Genomic DNA, 12,680 nt, shown 5'->3' on the forward strand with positions numbered 1-12,680 from the left:
GGCGCCGGTACGGGTCCGGCGGCGGGTTCAGAACCAGCCGCGGCGCTTGAACATGAGGTAGAGCACCAGCACGATCGCCGCCATCAGGCCGAGCGCCGCCGGATAGCCCCAGACCCAGTGCAGCTCCGGCATGTGGTCGAAGTTCATGCCGTAGATGCCGGCGATCATCGTGGGCACCACGGCCATCGCGGCCCACGCGGAGATCTTCCGCATGTCGTCGTTCTGCCGGACGCCGACCTGGGTGAGGTGGGCGGCCAGGATGTCGGAGAGCAGCCGGTCCAGGCCGTCCCCTGCCTCGTTCGCCCGGTCCAGGTGATCGGCGACGTCGCGGAAGAACGGCTTGGTCTCGTGGGTGACGTACGGCGCCGTGCCGGCCGCGAGCCGGCTCATCGGCGCGGTCAGCGGCCCGGTCGCCCGGCGGAACTCCAGCACCTGCCGCTTGAAGGAGTAGATGACGGCCGCCACCGGCCCGGAGTCGCCGCCGGACGGGGCGAAGACCTGCTCCTCCAGTTCCTGCAGGTCGACCTGGAGCTCCGCGGCGATGTCCAGGTACGCGTCCACCACCGCGTCGCAGACCGCGTAGAGCACCGCGACGGGGCCGGTCCGCAGGATGTCGGGGGACCCCTCCATCCGGGCCCGCACCTGGGAGCCGATCCTGGAGTGGCCGTGCCGGACGGTGACCACGAAGGACTCGCCGATGAAGACCATCAGCTCGCTCGCATTGACCGTGGCCTTCGCGTCGTCGTAGGTCAGCGGCCGCACCACGGTGAACAGCGCGCCCTCGTAGGCCTCCATCTTGGGGCGCTGGTGTGCCTTCAGCGCGTCCTCGACGGCCAGCGGGTGCAGCCCGAACTCCGAGCTCAGCAGGTCGAACTCCTCGGCGGTCGGCTCGTTCATCCCGACCCAGATGAACGAGTCGTCGCCCGACGTGCGGCACGCCGCGAGCGCGTCGGAGAGGTCACCGGGGGTCTCGGCGCGGCGGCCGTCCCGGTAGATGGCACAGTCCACGATCACGCTGTCATCCTTTCCGCGCCCGCGCGCAGTCGTACCAGGCCGCACCGCGGCACGGGGCGTTGCGTCCCTCACCCCCAACGATCACCTGCCCCGGAATGTGCTCAGCCCTCCGGAACGGTTCTGGGCGCCGGAACCGGGAGCTCCCGGGCGGCGCGGGCCCGGGAGTGCTCCACGTTGAAGTGGGCGCCGACCATCAGGGCCAGATTGGAGAACCAGAGCCACACCAGGAACACCACGGTCCCGGCCAGCGGCCCGTACAGCCGGTTGTACGTACCCAGGTGCGCGGTGTAGGCGGCGAAGCCGGCCGATGTGGCGAGCCACAGCACCACCGCGAGGGCGCCGCCGGGGGCGAGCGAGCGCAGCGAGCGGGTGCCGCGCGGCCCGGACCTGAAGAGCACCAGGACCAGCGCGGAGGCCACCACCACCAGGGCCGGCCAGCGCAGGCTCCGCCAGGCGACGAGCGCCGCGTCGTCCATGTGCAGCAGCGCCCCGGTCCGGTGGGCCAGCGCGCCGGTCACCACCAGGCACAGGGCGCTGGCCACCAGCAGCACCAGCAGCGCCGCCGAGGTGAAGACCACCCGCGGCACGGTCCGCCAGGCCGGGCGGCGGTCGGTGACACCGTGCATGAGGTGCAGCGCCCGCCGGAAGACGCTGGCGTACGCGCACGACGACCAGATCGCGCCGGCCCCGCCGCCCACCGACAGCGACAGGCTCGCCGACTTGTCCCGGGCCATGTCCTGCAGCGCCTGGGCCACCACCGGCCGCGACTCGGCGGGCAGCAGCGTGGTGATGCCCGCGGACAGTCCGCCTTCCGATGCACCGCCGGTCAGGCCGACCAGCGAGACGGTCATCAGCAGCGCCGGGAAGATCGCCAGCACCGCGTAGTACGTCAGGGCCGCGGCCCGCTCGGTGGCGTCCTTGTCCCAGGCCGCGGCGATCGCACGCACCAGGGTGCGGCCGAAGCGCCACACGGCGGTCAGCCGCCGCAGGCGCGGGCGGCGGGCATGTCCCGCTTCCCGGCCGGTCCCGCTCTTGCGCACTGCCCGGGACGCCGCGCTCTCCCCAGTCCCCACCCTTGACCCTCCACCTTCGAACGGGCCGTCGCCGCCTTGGTGTGTATGCCCGCGCGGGATCGCTTCATGGCAGCCCAGGGCGGCTGTTCGGCCTGAATGCCGGTGCACCCGGCGGGCACACGGTACGGCAGGGCGACCCGCCCCTACCGAGGAGGACGGACGATGTCCGAAAGAACCGATCCCGCGATGCCCGCACCCGAGCCGAACCTGGACCGACCGGGCGAACCGGACTGGGGCCCGACCCCGGTCCCCATCCAGGAGCCCGCCGCCGAACCCCGCGGTGCCCGCACCGGCGCGCTGGCGATCCTGGGCGTGGTGGTGATCATCGCGATCGTGGCTCTGGTCTGGGCGCTGGTGCGCTGACCGGCCCCGCCACCGCCGTCGGCGCCTGAGTGCGGTGCGCGGCCGGCACGCGCTCCTGGACGTGCTCCCGGACGACCGGGACGACTCGCGGGCCGCCTGCGCGGCTCGCGGGCGCGGAACCGGGATGCTGGGCGGACCGGCGCGGTGCGCTCCGGGCACGGAAGGGAGCCGCAGTGGCGTGGGACGCCGATGTCGCCGTGGTGGGTGCGGGCGCGGCCGGCCTCGCACTGGCCCACCGGCTCGCCGACCCGGCCCTGACCGGCGCCCCGAGCGTGCTGCTCGTCGACGCGCCCGCCGGTGAACTGCGCCCGCCGGAGCGGACCTGGTGCTTCTGGGAGGAGCCTGGCGGCACGTACGACGCGGTGCTGACGGCCCGCTGGGACCGGCTGCGGGTGCGTGCCGCCGACGGCCGGCCGGTCCTGGCGTCGATCGCGCCCCTGACGTACAAGATGCTGCGGTCCCGGGACTTCGAGTCCCTGGTGGCCGCCCGGCTGGCGACCGCGCCGAACGTCCGGCGGGCCGAGGCGGCGGTGCGGGAGGTGCGCGACGACGCCGGCGGCGTACTGGTCCGCGGTACGGACCCGGCCGGCCGGGAGGTGGTGTGGCGCACCCGGTGGGCGTACGACTCCCGCCCGCCCGCGGTGCTGCCGCCGGCCCGCACCACGCTGCTGCAGCACTTCCGGGGCTGGTTCGTCACCTGTGGCTCCCCCGTCTTCGACCCCTCGGTCGCGGATCTGATGGACTTCAGGACCCCGCAGCCCGCGTGCGGGCTCTCCTTCGGCTACCTGCTGCCGCTGACCGCCCGTGAGGCGCTGGTGGAGTACACCGAGTTCTCGCCGGCGCCGCTCGACGACGCCGGCTACGAGGCCGCGCTGCGCCATTACGCCGGGGACGTGCTGGGCCTGTCCGGGCTGCGGATCACCGCCACCGAGCAGGGTGTGATCCCGATGACCGACGCCCGTTTCCCGCGCCGGGCCGGCGCCCGGGTCTTCCGGATCGGCACCGCGGGCGGCGCCACCCGGCCGGCCACCGGCTACACCTTCGCCGCGGCGCAGCGGCAGGCCGGTGCGGTCGCCGCCGCGCTGGCCGCCGGGCGCGACCCCGCCCCGCCGCCCGCGTACCCGGCCCGCGCGCTGGCCATGGACGCGGCGCTGCTGCGGGCCCTGGACACCGGCCGGGTGGACGGCGCGGACTTCTTCGTCCGGCTCTTCTCCCGGGTGCCGCCGGCGCGGCTGCTGCGCTTCCTCGACGGCCGCACCCGGATCGCCGAGGACATCGCCATCGGCTTGCGCACCCCCGTACTGCCCATGCTGCGCACCGTGCTGGAGCTGCCCCGGCTGCCCCGCCGGGGTCCGGGCGCCCCGCACGCGACCGGCACCGGCACCGCCGCCACCACCACCGCCACCGCCACCGCCACCGCCACCGCCACCGCCACCGCCACCGCCACCGAGAAGGGACCGGGACATGACGCTGCTGCGCGACCGTGAACTGTCCGCCGCCTTCGACCACGCCGCGGCCGGCTACGACCGGCTGACCGCCTTCAACCCCGGCTACCACGCCGGCCTGCGCCGGTCCGCGCGGCGGCTGCGGCTGCCCGGCGGCGGCGCGGGGCTGCACCTGCTCGACCTGGGGTGCGGCACCGGCGCCTCCACCGCGGCGCTGCTCGCGGTGGCGCCCCGGGCCCGGATCACCGCGGTGGACGCCTCGCTCGGCATGCTGGCCGGGGCGCGGGCCAAGCGGTGGCCGCCGGGGGTGCGCTTCGTGCACGCGCCGGTGGAACTGCTCGCCGGGGCCGGGGTGGAGGGCCCCTTCGACGGGGCACTTGCCGCCTACCTCTTCCGGAATGTCACCGACCCCGACGCGGTGCTCGGCGCGGTACGGGAACTGCTGGCGCCTGGCGGGCGGCTCGCGGTCCACGAGTACACCCTCAGCGGCCGGCCGGTGCACCGCGCGGTGTGGAACACGGTCTGCTCGACGGTGGTGCAGCCGGCCGGGGCGCTCAGCGGCGACCGGGAGCTGTACCGGTATCTGCGGCGCAGTGTGCTGGAGTTCGACACCGCGCCGGCCTTCGCCGGACGGCTGGCTGCGGCCGGTTTCGAGGCGGTACGTGCGCTGCCGATGCCCGGCTGGCAGACCGGCATCGTGCACACCTTCCTCGGCCGGACGCCCCGGTGACCGCCCCCGCGGGCGCCCGCAGGGGCCGCGACCGGCGGGCCGAGGTGCTGCCCGCCGCTCCCGGGCGCCCCCGGGCCGACCCGGCAGGGCCCCCGCGGGTCGCGGTGGCGGGCGGCGGCATCGCCGGGCTCGCGGCGGCCACCGCACTCGCCGAACGCGGCGTGCGGGTGGTGCTCTTCGAGCGCGGGACGGAGCTCGGCGGCCGGCTCAGCGGCTGGCGGACGGTGCTCGCGGACGGCTCGGCCGCGACGATGAGCCGCGGCTTCCACGCCTTCTTCCGCCAGTACTACAACCTGCGCGGACTGCTGCGCCGTGTCGACCCGGGGCTGAGCATGCTCACCCCGCTGCCGGACTATCCGCTCCAGCACAGCGCGGGACCGCGCGACAGCTTCGCCCGCGTCCCGCGCACCCCGCCCTGGAGCGCGCTGGGCTTCGTCGCCCGCAGCCCCAGCTTCGGTCTGCGCGACCTGGCCGCCATGGACCCGGTGGCCGCGCTGCCGCTGCTGGACGTCCGGGTGCCCGGCGTCTACGACCGCCTGGACACGGTCAGCGCCGCGGACTTCCTTGACCGCATCGGCTTCCCGCCGGCCGCCCGGCACCTGGCCTTCGAGGTCTTCTCCCGCAGCTTCTTCGTCGACCCGCGTCACCTGTCCGCCGCCGAACTGGCACTGATGTTCCACATCTACTTCCTCGGGTCGAGCGAGGGCCTGCTCTTCGACGTGCCCGCCGAGCCCTTCCCCGACGCCCTGTGGGACCCGCTCTGCGGCTACCTGGAAGGACACGGCGTCCAGGTGCGCCGCGGGGAGGCGGTCGAGTCGGTGACGCCGTCCGCCGACGGCGCCCGGGCCACGGTGCGCACCGCCGGCGGCTCCGGCACCTACGACGGGGTGGTCCTCGCCCTGGACACCGCCGGCCTGCGGGCGGTGGCCGCCGCGTCCCCGGACCTCGGGGACGCCGGCTGGCGGGCCGGGATCGACGCTCTGCGTACCGCTCCGCCGTTCCTCGTCTCCCGGCTCTGGCTCGACCGCCCGACCGAGCCCGGCCGGCCCGGCTTCCTCGGCACCAGCGGCTACGGCCCGCTGGACAACGTCAGCGCCCTGCACACCTGGGAGGGCGAGGCGGCCCGCTGGGCGGCGGCCTCCGGCGGCTCGGTGCTCGAACTCCACGCCTACGCCGTCGATCCGGCCGCCGACCGCGCCGCGCTCCAGGACCGGCTGGTCGGCGAACTGCACCGGGTCCACCCCGAGACCCGGGACGCCAGGATCATCGACGCCCGCCACGAGTGGCGCGCCGACTGCCCGCTCTTCCCGGTCGGTGGTTACCGGGACCGGCCCGGGGTGCGCACCCCGGCGCCCAGCGTGATGCTGGCCGGCGACCTGGTCCGCACCGGCCTCCCGGTGGCGCTGATGGAGCGGGCCGCCACGACCGGTTTCCTCGCCGCCAACGCCCTGCTGGCACGGTGGGGGGTGCGCGGTCAGACCCTGTGGACGGTCCCGGCACGGGGACGGACGGCGGCCCTGCGCGCGCTCGGCGCGCTGGCCGCCCGCTGACCGGCGCCGCCGCTCAGCCCGGGAAGCGGCCCGAACTGCGCAGCGCCCAGCGCCTTTCGGCGTAGGCGAGGTCGTCGCGCCACAGCCGCCCGGCCGCGGCCCGCATCAGCGGGCGCAGCAGGGGAGCCGCGGCGCGGGCGGCGGCGAAGCCGCGGCGGGCGGACGTGGCGAGCACCGCTTCGGTCACCTCGGTGCGCGGCCGGCCGGTGCCGTCGGGGCCCAGCGGGGTGGCGTGGGTCTCGACGGCGGAGCCGCGCCCCTCGCCGTCGGTGATGTGCATGACGACGGTACGGGGTTCGGGCGCGCTGAAGACCGCCCGCACCGGGACCACCAGGCGCCCGGCGACCTTGAAGGAGACCTGGACGGTGAAGGAGTCCTCGGCCCCGGGGTCCACCACGGTGAGGTCCACGAAGGAGTAGGGGTGGAACCAGGCGCCGTGCCAGGGGTCGAGGCGGTTGGCGACGACATCCTCGGGTTCGCAGGTTCCGGTGGCGCTGTAGACGGCGGCGACGGTCGCGGCAGGCTGCGGGCGGGCCGGGACGACCGGCCGGTCCAGCGGTTCCCCGCCGCCGGCCGCGTCGAGCCGCACCCACGCCAGGACACCGTCGTCGTGGGCGGGGAAGGCGGACCAGCCGGCCACCGGCCGGGTGCCGCCCAGGGCCAGCCCGTGCCAGTGGCAGCGCAGGGTGCCGCAGCGCACCACCGCGTCCTTGAGGGGTGCGCCCAGGTGCGGGCAGGCGCCGGGCCCCGCGACCAGCCGGCCGCGGGCGTCGCGCCAGGCCACCACCTCGGCGCCGGCGACGGTACGGCCGAAGGGGCGGTCGGCGGTGACCGCGCTGGACGCACCGAGCACGTACCAGTTGCCGGACGGGCGGTCCTGGGCGCGCTTCAGGGCCGCCGCGATCAGCGCGGGTCTGGCGTCCTGCCAGGTGGGTCGCTGCTCCTCCCACCGGACCGCACCCCGGCGCAAGCTGAGCGGGATCCGGATCATGCGGCAGCCTCCGCCAGGGCGAACGGCCCTCCCGTGCCGGGCGGTTCGGCGGCCCGGGCGGCCCGCAGCCGGGCCGCGCCGACCCGGACCAGGCCGTCCAGCGCCACCGAGGCGCGTACCCGCCGGGGCACCGCGGAGCGCCGGTGCAAGGCCGCGTAGCCGTCGTCCGCCACCGCGGTGACGATGCCGCCGTACAGCACGCACGCGGTCCGGACGCAGGGCCGGGCCACCGGGTCGAGCATCGGGATGCCGGGCAGTGCCCGGTGGTAGAAGCCGCGGGTCAGGGCGGCGAAGTCGGCGAGCGCGGCGGTGATCCGGCGGTCGCGGCGGCCGGTGCCGCGGCTCCACTCCAGACGGGCCCGGTCGACCCCGTGCGCGGCGAGCAGGTCGGCGGGCAGATAGACCCGGCCGCGGTCGAGGTCCTCGCCCACGTCCCGCAGGAAGTTGGTGAGCTGGAAGGCGATCCCGAGCGCGGCGGCGTGCGGCTCGGCCTCCTCGCGGGGGACGACATGACCGAGTACCGGGAGCATCTGCAGGCCGATGACGGCGGCCGAGCCGTGCATGTAGGCGCGCAGGTCGGCGAAGGCCGGGTAGTCGGTGACGTGCAGGTCGGCCCGCATCGAGGCCATGAAGTCGGTGAAGTACCGGTGGGCGATGCCGTAGGAGGCGGCGGTGTGCGCCAGTGCCCGCACCACCGGTTCGGTGCCGGGTTCGCCGTGCAGGCAGCGGTCGAGCCGGCGGCCGAGTCCGGTGAGGGCGGCTTCCCGCTCGGCGGCGGTGGCGCCGCTGCCGAGGTCGTCCACGATGTCGTCGGCCCGGCGGGCGAAGCCGTAGAGCGCGTGCACGGCGGGGCGGCGGGCGGCGGGCAGCAGCCGGGTGGCGAGGAAGTACGTCCGGCCGTGGCGGGAGTTGAGCAGCCGGCAGGCCAGATAGTCGGCCCGCAGCGCGGGGTCGTGGATTCCGGCGGCGTCGAGTTCGTGTCGGGGCATGCGCGTTATCCCTCGTCGGCGGCCGGTGGCCGGGTGCGGACCGGACGTCCGGGCAGGCGGCGCCGGGGCGGCGCCCCGGTGATGCGGGCGGCGGCGAGCTTCCCGGAGATCAGGACGGTCGGTACGCCCACCCCGGGGGTCGTGCCGCAGCCGGCCAGCACCACGTTGTCGGCGCCGCGGACCAGGTTGGCGGGGCGGAACGGGCCGGTCTGCGCGAAGGTGTGGGCCAGGGAGAAGGGCGTGCCGGCGGCGTGCCCCTGGTCGGACCAGTCGGCGGGGGTGACCAGGCGCTGCTGCTCGATGGCGGCGCCGAGCCCGGCCAGGCCGCGCTTTTCCAGTTCGGTCAGGATCGAGTCCCGGTAGCCCGGGCCGAGTTCACGCCAGTCCGCCGGGCCGGGGCCGATGTCGGTGTTGGGGCAGGGCGCCAGGACGTAGTGCAGATGACGGCCGGGGGGCGCGAGGTCCGGGTCGTGGGTGGTGGGCCGGGTGATGAGCAGTGAGGGGTCGGTCATCAGCTGTCCCGAGGAGGTGAGTTCCTCGAAGGTCTGCTCCCACGCGGCCCCGAAGGAGATGGTGTGATGGGCCAGTTCGGGCCAGGTGCGGTCGGTGCCCGCGTGCAGGACCACCGCGGACGGCGAGCGGCGCAGCCGCACCGGGCGGCGCGGGGTCCGGCCCAGCAGCCGGTAGGCGTGCGGGAGTTCGCAGCTGAGGACCACCGCGTCGCAGGGGATGCGGTCGTGTGCGGTGAGCACCGCGGTGACCCGGCCGGAGCGCTGCTCCAGGCCGGTCACCTCCTGCCGGTAGCGGAAGTCCGCGCCGGCCGCCTCGGCCGCGCCGGCCAGTGCCCGGGGGACGGCGTGCATGCCGCCGCGCGGGAAGTAGACGCCGGCGACGGTGTCCATGTAGGCGATCACGGCGTACGCGGCCAGCGCGCGGGCCGGCGGCACCCCCGCGTACAGCGCCTGGAAGGAGAAGACCCGGCGCAGCCGCTCGTCGTGGAGGTGGCGGCCGATCCCGGCGTCGAGGCGGCCGAAGCCGCCCAGGGCGGCCAGCCGGGCGAGGTCGGGGTGGAGGAGTTGCAGCGGCGAGTCGAAGTTGGTGTCGATGAAGTGGCGCAACTGGGCGCGGTAGAGGGCTTCCAGCCAGCCGCGCAGCCGCCGGTAGCCGGCCGCCTCGGCGGGTCCGGCGAAGGCGCGGACCGCCTCTTCCATCTCCTCGGCGCGGGTGTGCACATCGAGGCTGCTGCCGTCGGCGAACCTGGCGCGGTAGGCGGGGTGGAGTTCGATCAGCTCCAGGTGGTCCCGCAGTGTCCGGCCGACCGCTGCCAGCGGCTCCTCCAGCAGGTCCGGCATGGTGAGCACGGTGGGCCCGGTGTCGAAGTGGTAGCCGCCCTGTTCGATCCGGCCGGCCCGCCCGCCGGGCTGCGCGGCGCGCTCCACCACGGTGACCCGGCGCCCCGCGCCGAGCAGATGCAGGGCGGCGGCGAGCCCGGAGAGGCCGGCGCCGACGACGACGGTGTGCCCTGTGGGGCCGGGGACCGTTCTCATCCGGGGCCTCCGCCGGGGCGGTTCTGCTGCTGACCGGTGCGTCCCGCCGCGTCCTCCAGGACCGCCAGCAGCCGTTCCCTGGCGGCCGGTTCGAGCCGGACCGCACGCAGCCGGGTCCGGCAGGCGTCGGCCAGCCGGTCGATCCGGGCTTCGACGTACCGTCTGCCGCCGGTGCTGACCAGTACCTCGCGGACCCGGTCGAGGGCGGCCGGGGTCAGTTCGCGGTCGCCCAGGGCGGTGTCGAGCACCCGCAGCGCCGCCGGGTTCTGCCGGGCGAGCCGGCGGGCGGTGGTCACCAGATAGGTGACCTTGCCCTCGCGGATGTCGTCGCCGGCCGGTTTGCCGGTACGCAGCGGGTCGCCGAAGACGCCGAGCAGATCGTCGCGGAGCTGGAAGGCGAGGCCCGCGCAGAGGCCGGCGTCGCGCAGCGCCCGGCGGGTGGCGGCGTCCGCCCCGGCGAGGGCGGCGCCCAGCGCGAGCGGGCGTTCCACCGAGTAGCGGGCGCTTTTGAGGTAGGCGATCCGCATCGCCCGGGCCGGCGAGCGGGAGCCGGTCACCTGGGCCTGCAGGTCCAGGTACTGGCCGGCCACCATCTCGGTGCGCATCGCCCGCCACACCTGCTGCAGCCGGTAGCGGGCGGCGAGCGTGAGGTCCGCGTCGGCGATCATGTCGTCGGCCCAGGCGAGCGCGAGGTCGCCGACCAGGACGGCCGCGGACCAGCCGAAGGGCGCCGCGGCCCGCGCGGTGAGCGGCCCGGGCGGTTCGGCGCCGCCGTAGCGGTCGGCGAGGTCCACATGCACGGCCGGCTGCCCGCGGCGGACCGCCGAGCCGTCCATCACGTCGTCGTGGATCAGTGCGGCGCACTGGATCAGTTCCAGCGAGGCGGCGACCTCCAGCACGGACCGTACGCTCTCCGGGCCGCCGAGCCCGCCGCAGGCGCGCCACCCCCACCACACCAGGGCGGGCCGGCGGCGGGCCCCGCCGTCCAGGGCGAAGTCGGCAAGCCGCCGGGCGATGTGCCCGGCGAAGACCGGGTCGACCGCGGCCGCCTCCGCGCGCCGGTCCCGGAACACCTCGGCCAGTACCCGCTCCACCGCGCCGGCCACGTCCTCGTCGGTCCGTGACCCCACCGGCTGCACGGCGGCGGGATACCGCGACGGGGCGGTCACCGGCGGTCCCCCGCCGTGGCCGGGCCGCAGGCTCCGGCACCCGGGCCGGTGCGGTGGCGGCCGGGGCGGCACACGGGCGCGACCGCCTCGGTGCGGCCCCGGAGGGCCGTGCCGCTCAGCCGGGGACGGCGCATGACGTGTCCTCTCGTCGCGGGGACGCGCTCGCCTGGCCGTCGCAGCGGCCGGCCGGCGCTCACTCCGCTCCTTCGTACGGCCGGCGGCGGGAGCCGGCTCGACGGCGCCCGGCCGGAATCCCCGCGTGCCGCGCGTCCCGGTCCGGCCGCGGCGCGGTGACGGCTGCCCGCCGGTGGGTGGAGTCCACAGTCCCGCACCCTTCCTCTCCGCTCCGGTCGCTGCCGCCTGCCCCGGCGTGGGCCGGCCACCGCCGGCCCGCAGTTCCCAGGCTGTCCCGGCCCGCCGGGCGCCGCGCCCCGGGCGTGGCCGGACGGGTGACCGCGGCCGGCGGGTTCCGTTTGCCCGGATGCGTCCCGGGCAGCCGCAGCCTGACGGACAAGGCATCAGCGCCCCAGCGGACGGAAGAGGTGCACTTATGCGGGCTACCGTGTGGCACGGCAGGCGGGACGTACGTGTCGAGCACGTACCGGACCCCGCCATCCAGGAGGAGACGGACGCCGTCATCAGGATCACCTCCTCCGGTCTGTGCGGCTCCGACCTGCACCTCTACGAGGTGCTCGCGCCGTTCATGACCCCGGGCGACATCCTCGGCCACGAGCCGATGGGCATCGTGGAGGAGGTCGGCCCTGCGGTGCGGAACCTGGCGCCCGGCGACCGCGTGGTGGTGCCCTTCCAGATCGCCTGCGGCCACTGCTGGATGTGCGCCCAGGGGCTGCCGACGCAGTGCGAGACCACCCAGGTGACCGCGTACGGAATGGGCGCGCAGCTCTTCGGCTACACGAAGCTGTACGGCTCGGTGCCGGGCGCGCAGGCGGAGTATCTGCGGGTGCCGCAGGCCCAGTTCGGTCCGATCAAGGTGCCCGAGGGCCCGCCGGACGACCGCTTCGTCTACCTCTCCGACGTACTGCCGACCGCGTGGCAGGCGGTGCGGTACGCGGACCTGCCGCAGGACGGCACCTTGCTGGTGCTCGGTCTCGGGCCGATCGGCGCGATGGCCTGCCGGGTGGCCCGGCATCTGGGCGCCGGTCCGGTGATCGCGGTGGATCTGGTGCCCGAACGCCTCGACCGGGCCCGCCAGGACGGGGTGATCGCGCTGGATCTGACCGCCTTCGACTCGGCGGACGCGCTGAAGAGCGCGGTGCAGGACCTCACCCACGGCCGCGGCCCGGACAGCGTGATCGACGCGGTCGGCACCGAGGCGCACGGCAGCACGGTGGCGAAGCTGGCGCAGGCCGCGGCGGGGCTGCTGCCGCGCAGCCTGGGCAGCAGGCTCACCGAGACGGCGGGCATGGACCGGCTCGGGGCGCTGGAGCTGGCGATCTCACTGGTGCGGCGCGGCGGCACCATCTCGGTGAGCGGGGTGTACGGCGGCGCCGCCGATCCGCTGCCGATGATGACGATGTTCGACAAGCAGGTCCAGCTGCGGATGGGCCAGGCCAACGTACGGCGCTGGAGCGACGAGATCCTGCCGCTGCTCACCGACGAGGACCCGCTGGGCGTCGACTCCTTCGCCACCCATCACGTACCGCTGGACGAGGCGCCGGACGCGTACGCGATGTTCCAGAAGAAGGAGGACGGTGCGATCAAGGTGGTCTTCCGGCCCTGAGAATCCGTCAGGGGACACCGGCTGCCCAGGGAGTCCGGCGGGGAGTCCGGGGAACGGCGCGGTGAACG

General features: G+C 75.8%; 11 protein-coding genes. 5 read left to right on the top strand and 6 right to left on the bottom strand.

Going from position 1 to position 12,680, the window contains the following annotated elements:
• Positions 1–27: 27 nt before the first annotated feature.
• Together corA and OG552_RS04175 are read right to left on the bottom strand one after the other, a co-directional pair.
• Positions 28–1,014 (bottom strand): magnesium/cobalt transporter CorA, encoded by a 987-nt coding sequence (corA, locus tag OG552_RS04170; RefSeq protein ID WP_329129687.1) that lies wholly within the window; start codon positions 1,012–1,014, stop codon positions 28–30.
• A 101-nt stretch (positions 1,015–1,115) separates the two neighbouring features.
• The gene (locus OG552_RS04175) at positions 1,116–2,087 is read right to left on the bottom strand and encodes a YihY/virulence factor BrkB family protein (RefSeq protein ID WP_329129688.1); all 972 of its coding nucleotides are present in this window, start codon (positions 2,085–2,087) and stop codon (positions 1,116–1,118) included.
• A gap of 162 nt (positions 2,088–2,249) precedes the next feature.
• Here OG552_RS04175 and OG552_RS04180 point away from each other — a divergent pair, with 162 nt between their 5' ends.
• The 4 genes from OG552_RS04180 (at position 2,250) to OG552_RS04195 (ending at position 6,175) form a co-directional block, all read left to right on the top strand.
• The gene (locus tag OG552_RS04180; protein WP_329129689.1) at positions 2,250–2,450 is read left to right on the top strand and encodes a hypothetical protein; all 201 of its coding nucleotides are present in this window, start codon (positions 2,250–2,252) and stop codon (positions 2,448–2,450) included.
• Positions 2,451–2,623: 173 nt separating this feature from the next.
• Positions 2,624–3,937, top strand: coding sequence for a lycopene cyclase family protein (locus OG552_RS04185; RefSeq protein WP_329129690.1), 1,314 nt, complete (start codon positions 2,624–2,626; stop codon positions 3,935–3,937).
• Positions 3,915–4,625, top strand: a complete 711-nt coding sequence (locus OG552_RS04190) for a class I SAM-dependent methyltransferase (RefSeq protein WP_329129691.1) — start codon at positions 3,915–3,917, stop codon at positions 4,623–4,625. Before OG552_RS04185 ends, OG552_RS04190 begins: the two co-directional genes overlap by 23 nt.
• Positions 4,622–6,175, top strand: a complete 1,554-nt coding sequence (locus tag OG552_RS04195) for an FAD-dependent oxidoreductase (RefSeq protein WP_329129693.1) — start codon at positions 4,622–4,624, stop codon at positions 6,173–6,175. Before OG552_RS04190 ends, OG552_RS04195 begins: the two co-directional genes overlap by 4 nt.
• Before the next feature lie 13 nt (positions 6,176–6,188).
• Here OG552_RS04195 and OG552_RS04200 read toward each other — a convergent pair whose 3' ends face one another.
• The 4 genes from OG552_RS04200 to OG552_RS04215 are packed head-to-tail and all read right to left on the bottom strand — an operon-like array spanning position 6,189 to position 10,871.
• Complete coding sequence (locus OG552_RS04200; RefSeq protein WP_329129694.1) at positions 6,189–7,166, bottom strand: DUF5914 domain-containing protein; 978 nt, start codon at positions 7,164–7,166, stop codon at positions 6,189–6,191.
• Positions 7,163–8,155 carry a phytoene/squalene synthase family protein gene (locus OG552_RS04205; RefSeq protein WP_329129696.1) on the bottom strand — a complete coding sequence of 331 codons (993 nt, stop codon included), beginning with the start codon at positions 8,153–8,155 and terminating at the stop codon, positions 7,163–7,165. The genes OG552_RS04200 and OG552_RS04205 overlap by 4 nt, the downstream gene beginning before the upstream one ends.
• Positions 8,156–8,160: 5 nt before the next feature.
• Complete coding sequence (gene crtI, locus OG552_RS04210) at positions 8,161–9,702, bottom strand: phytoene desaturase family protein (RefSeq protein ID WP_329129697.1); 1,542 nt, start codon at positions 9,700–9,702, stop codon at positions 8,161–8,163.
• Complete coding sequence (locus OG552_RS04215; RefSeq protein WP_329129699.1) at positions 9,699–10,871, bottom strand: polyprenyl synthetase family protein; 1,173 nt, start codon at positions 10,869–10,871, stop codon at positions 9,699–9,701. Before OG552_RS04215 ends, crtI begins: the two co-directional genes overlap by 4 nt.
• Before the next feature lie 550 nt (positions 10,872–11,421).
• Between OG552_RS04215 and OG552_RS04220 the strand changes: the two genes are divergently transcribed.
• Positions 11,422–12,612 (top strand): zinc-dependent alcohol dehydrogenase, encoded by a 1,191-nt coding sequence (locus tag OG552_RS04220; protein ID WP_329129700.1) that lies wholly within the window; start codon positions 11,422–11,424, stop codon positions 12,610–12,612.
• Positions 12,613–12,680: the final 68 nt, after the last annotated feature.

The sequence above is a fragment of the Streptomyces sp. NBC_01476 genome, from assembly GCF_036227265.1.
In the GTDB taxonomy this organism is placed as follows: domain Bacteria; phylum Actinomycetota; class Actinomycetes; order Streptomycetales; family Streptomycetaceae; genus Actinacidiphila.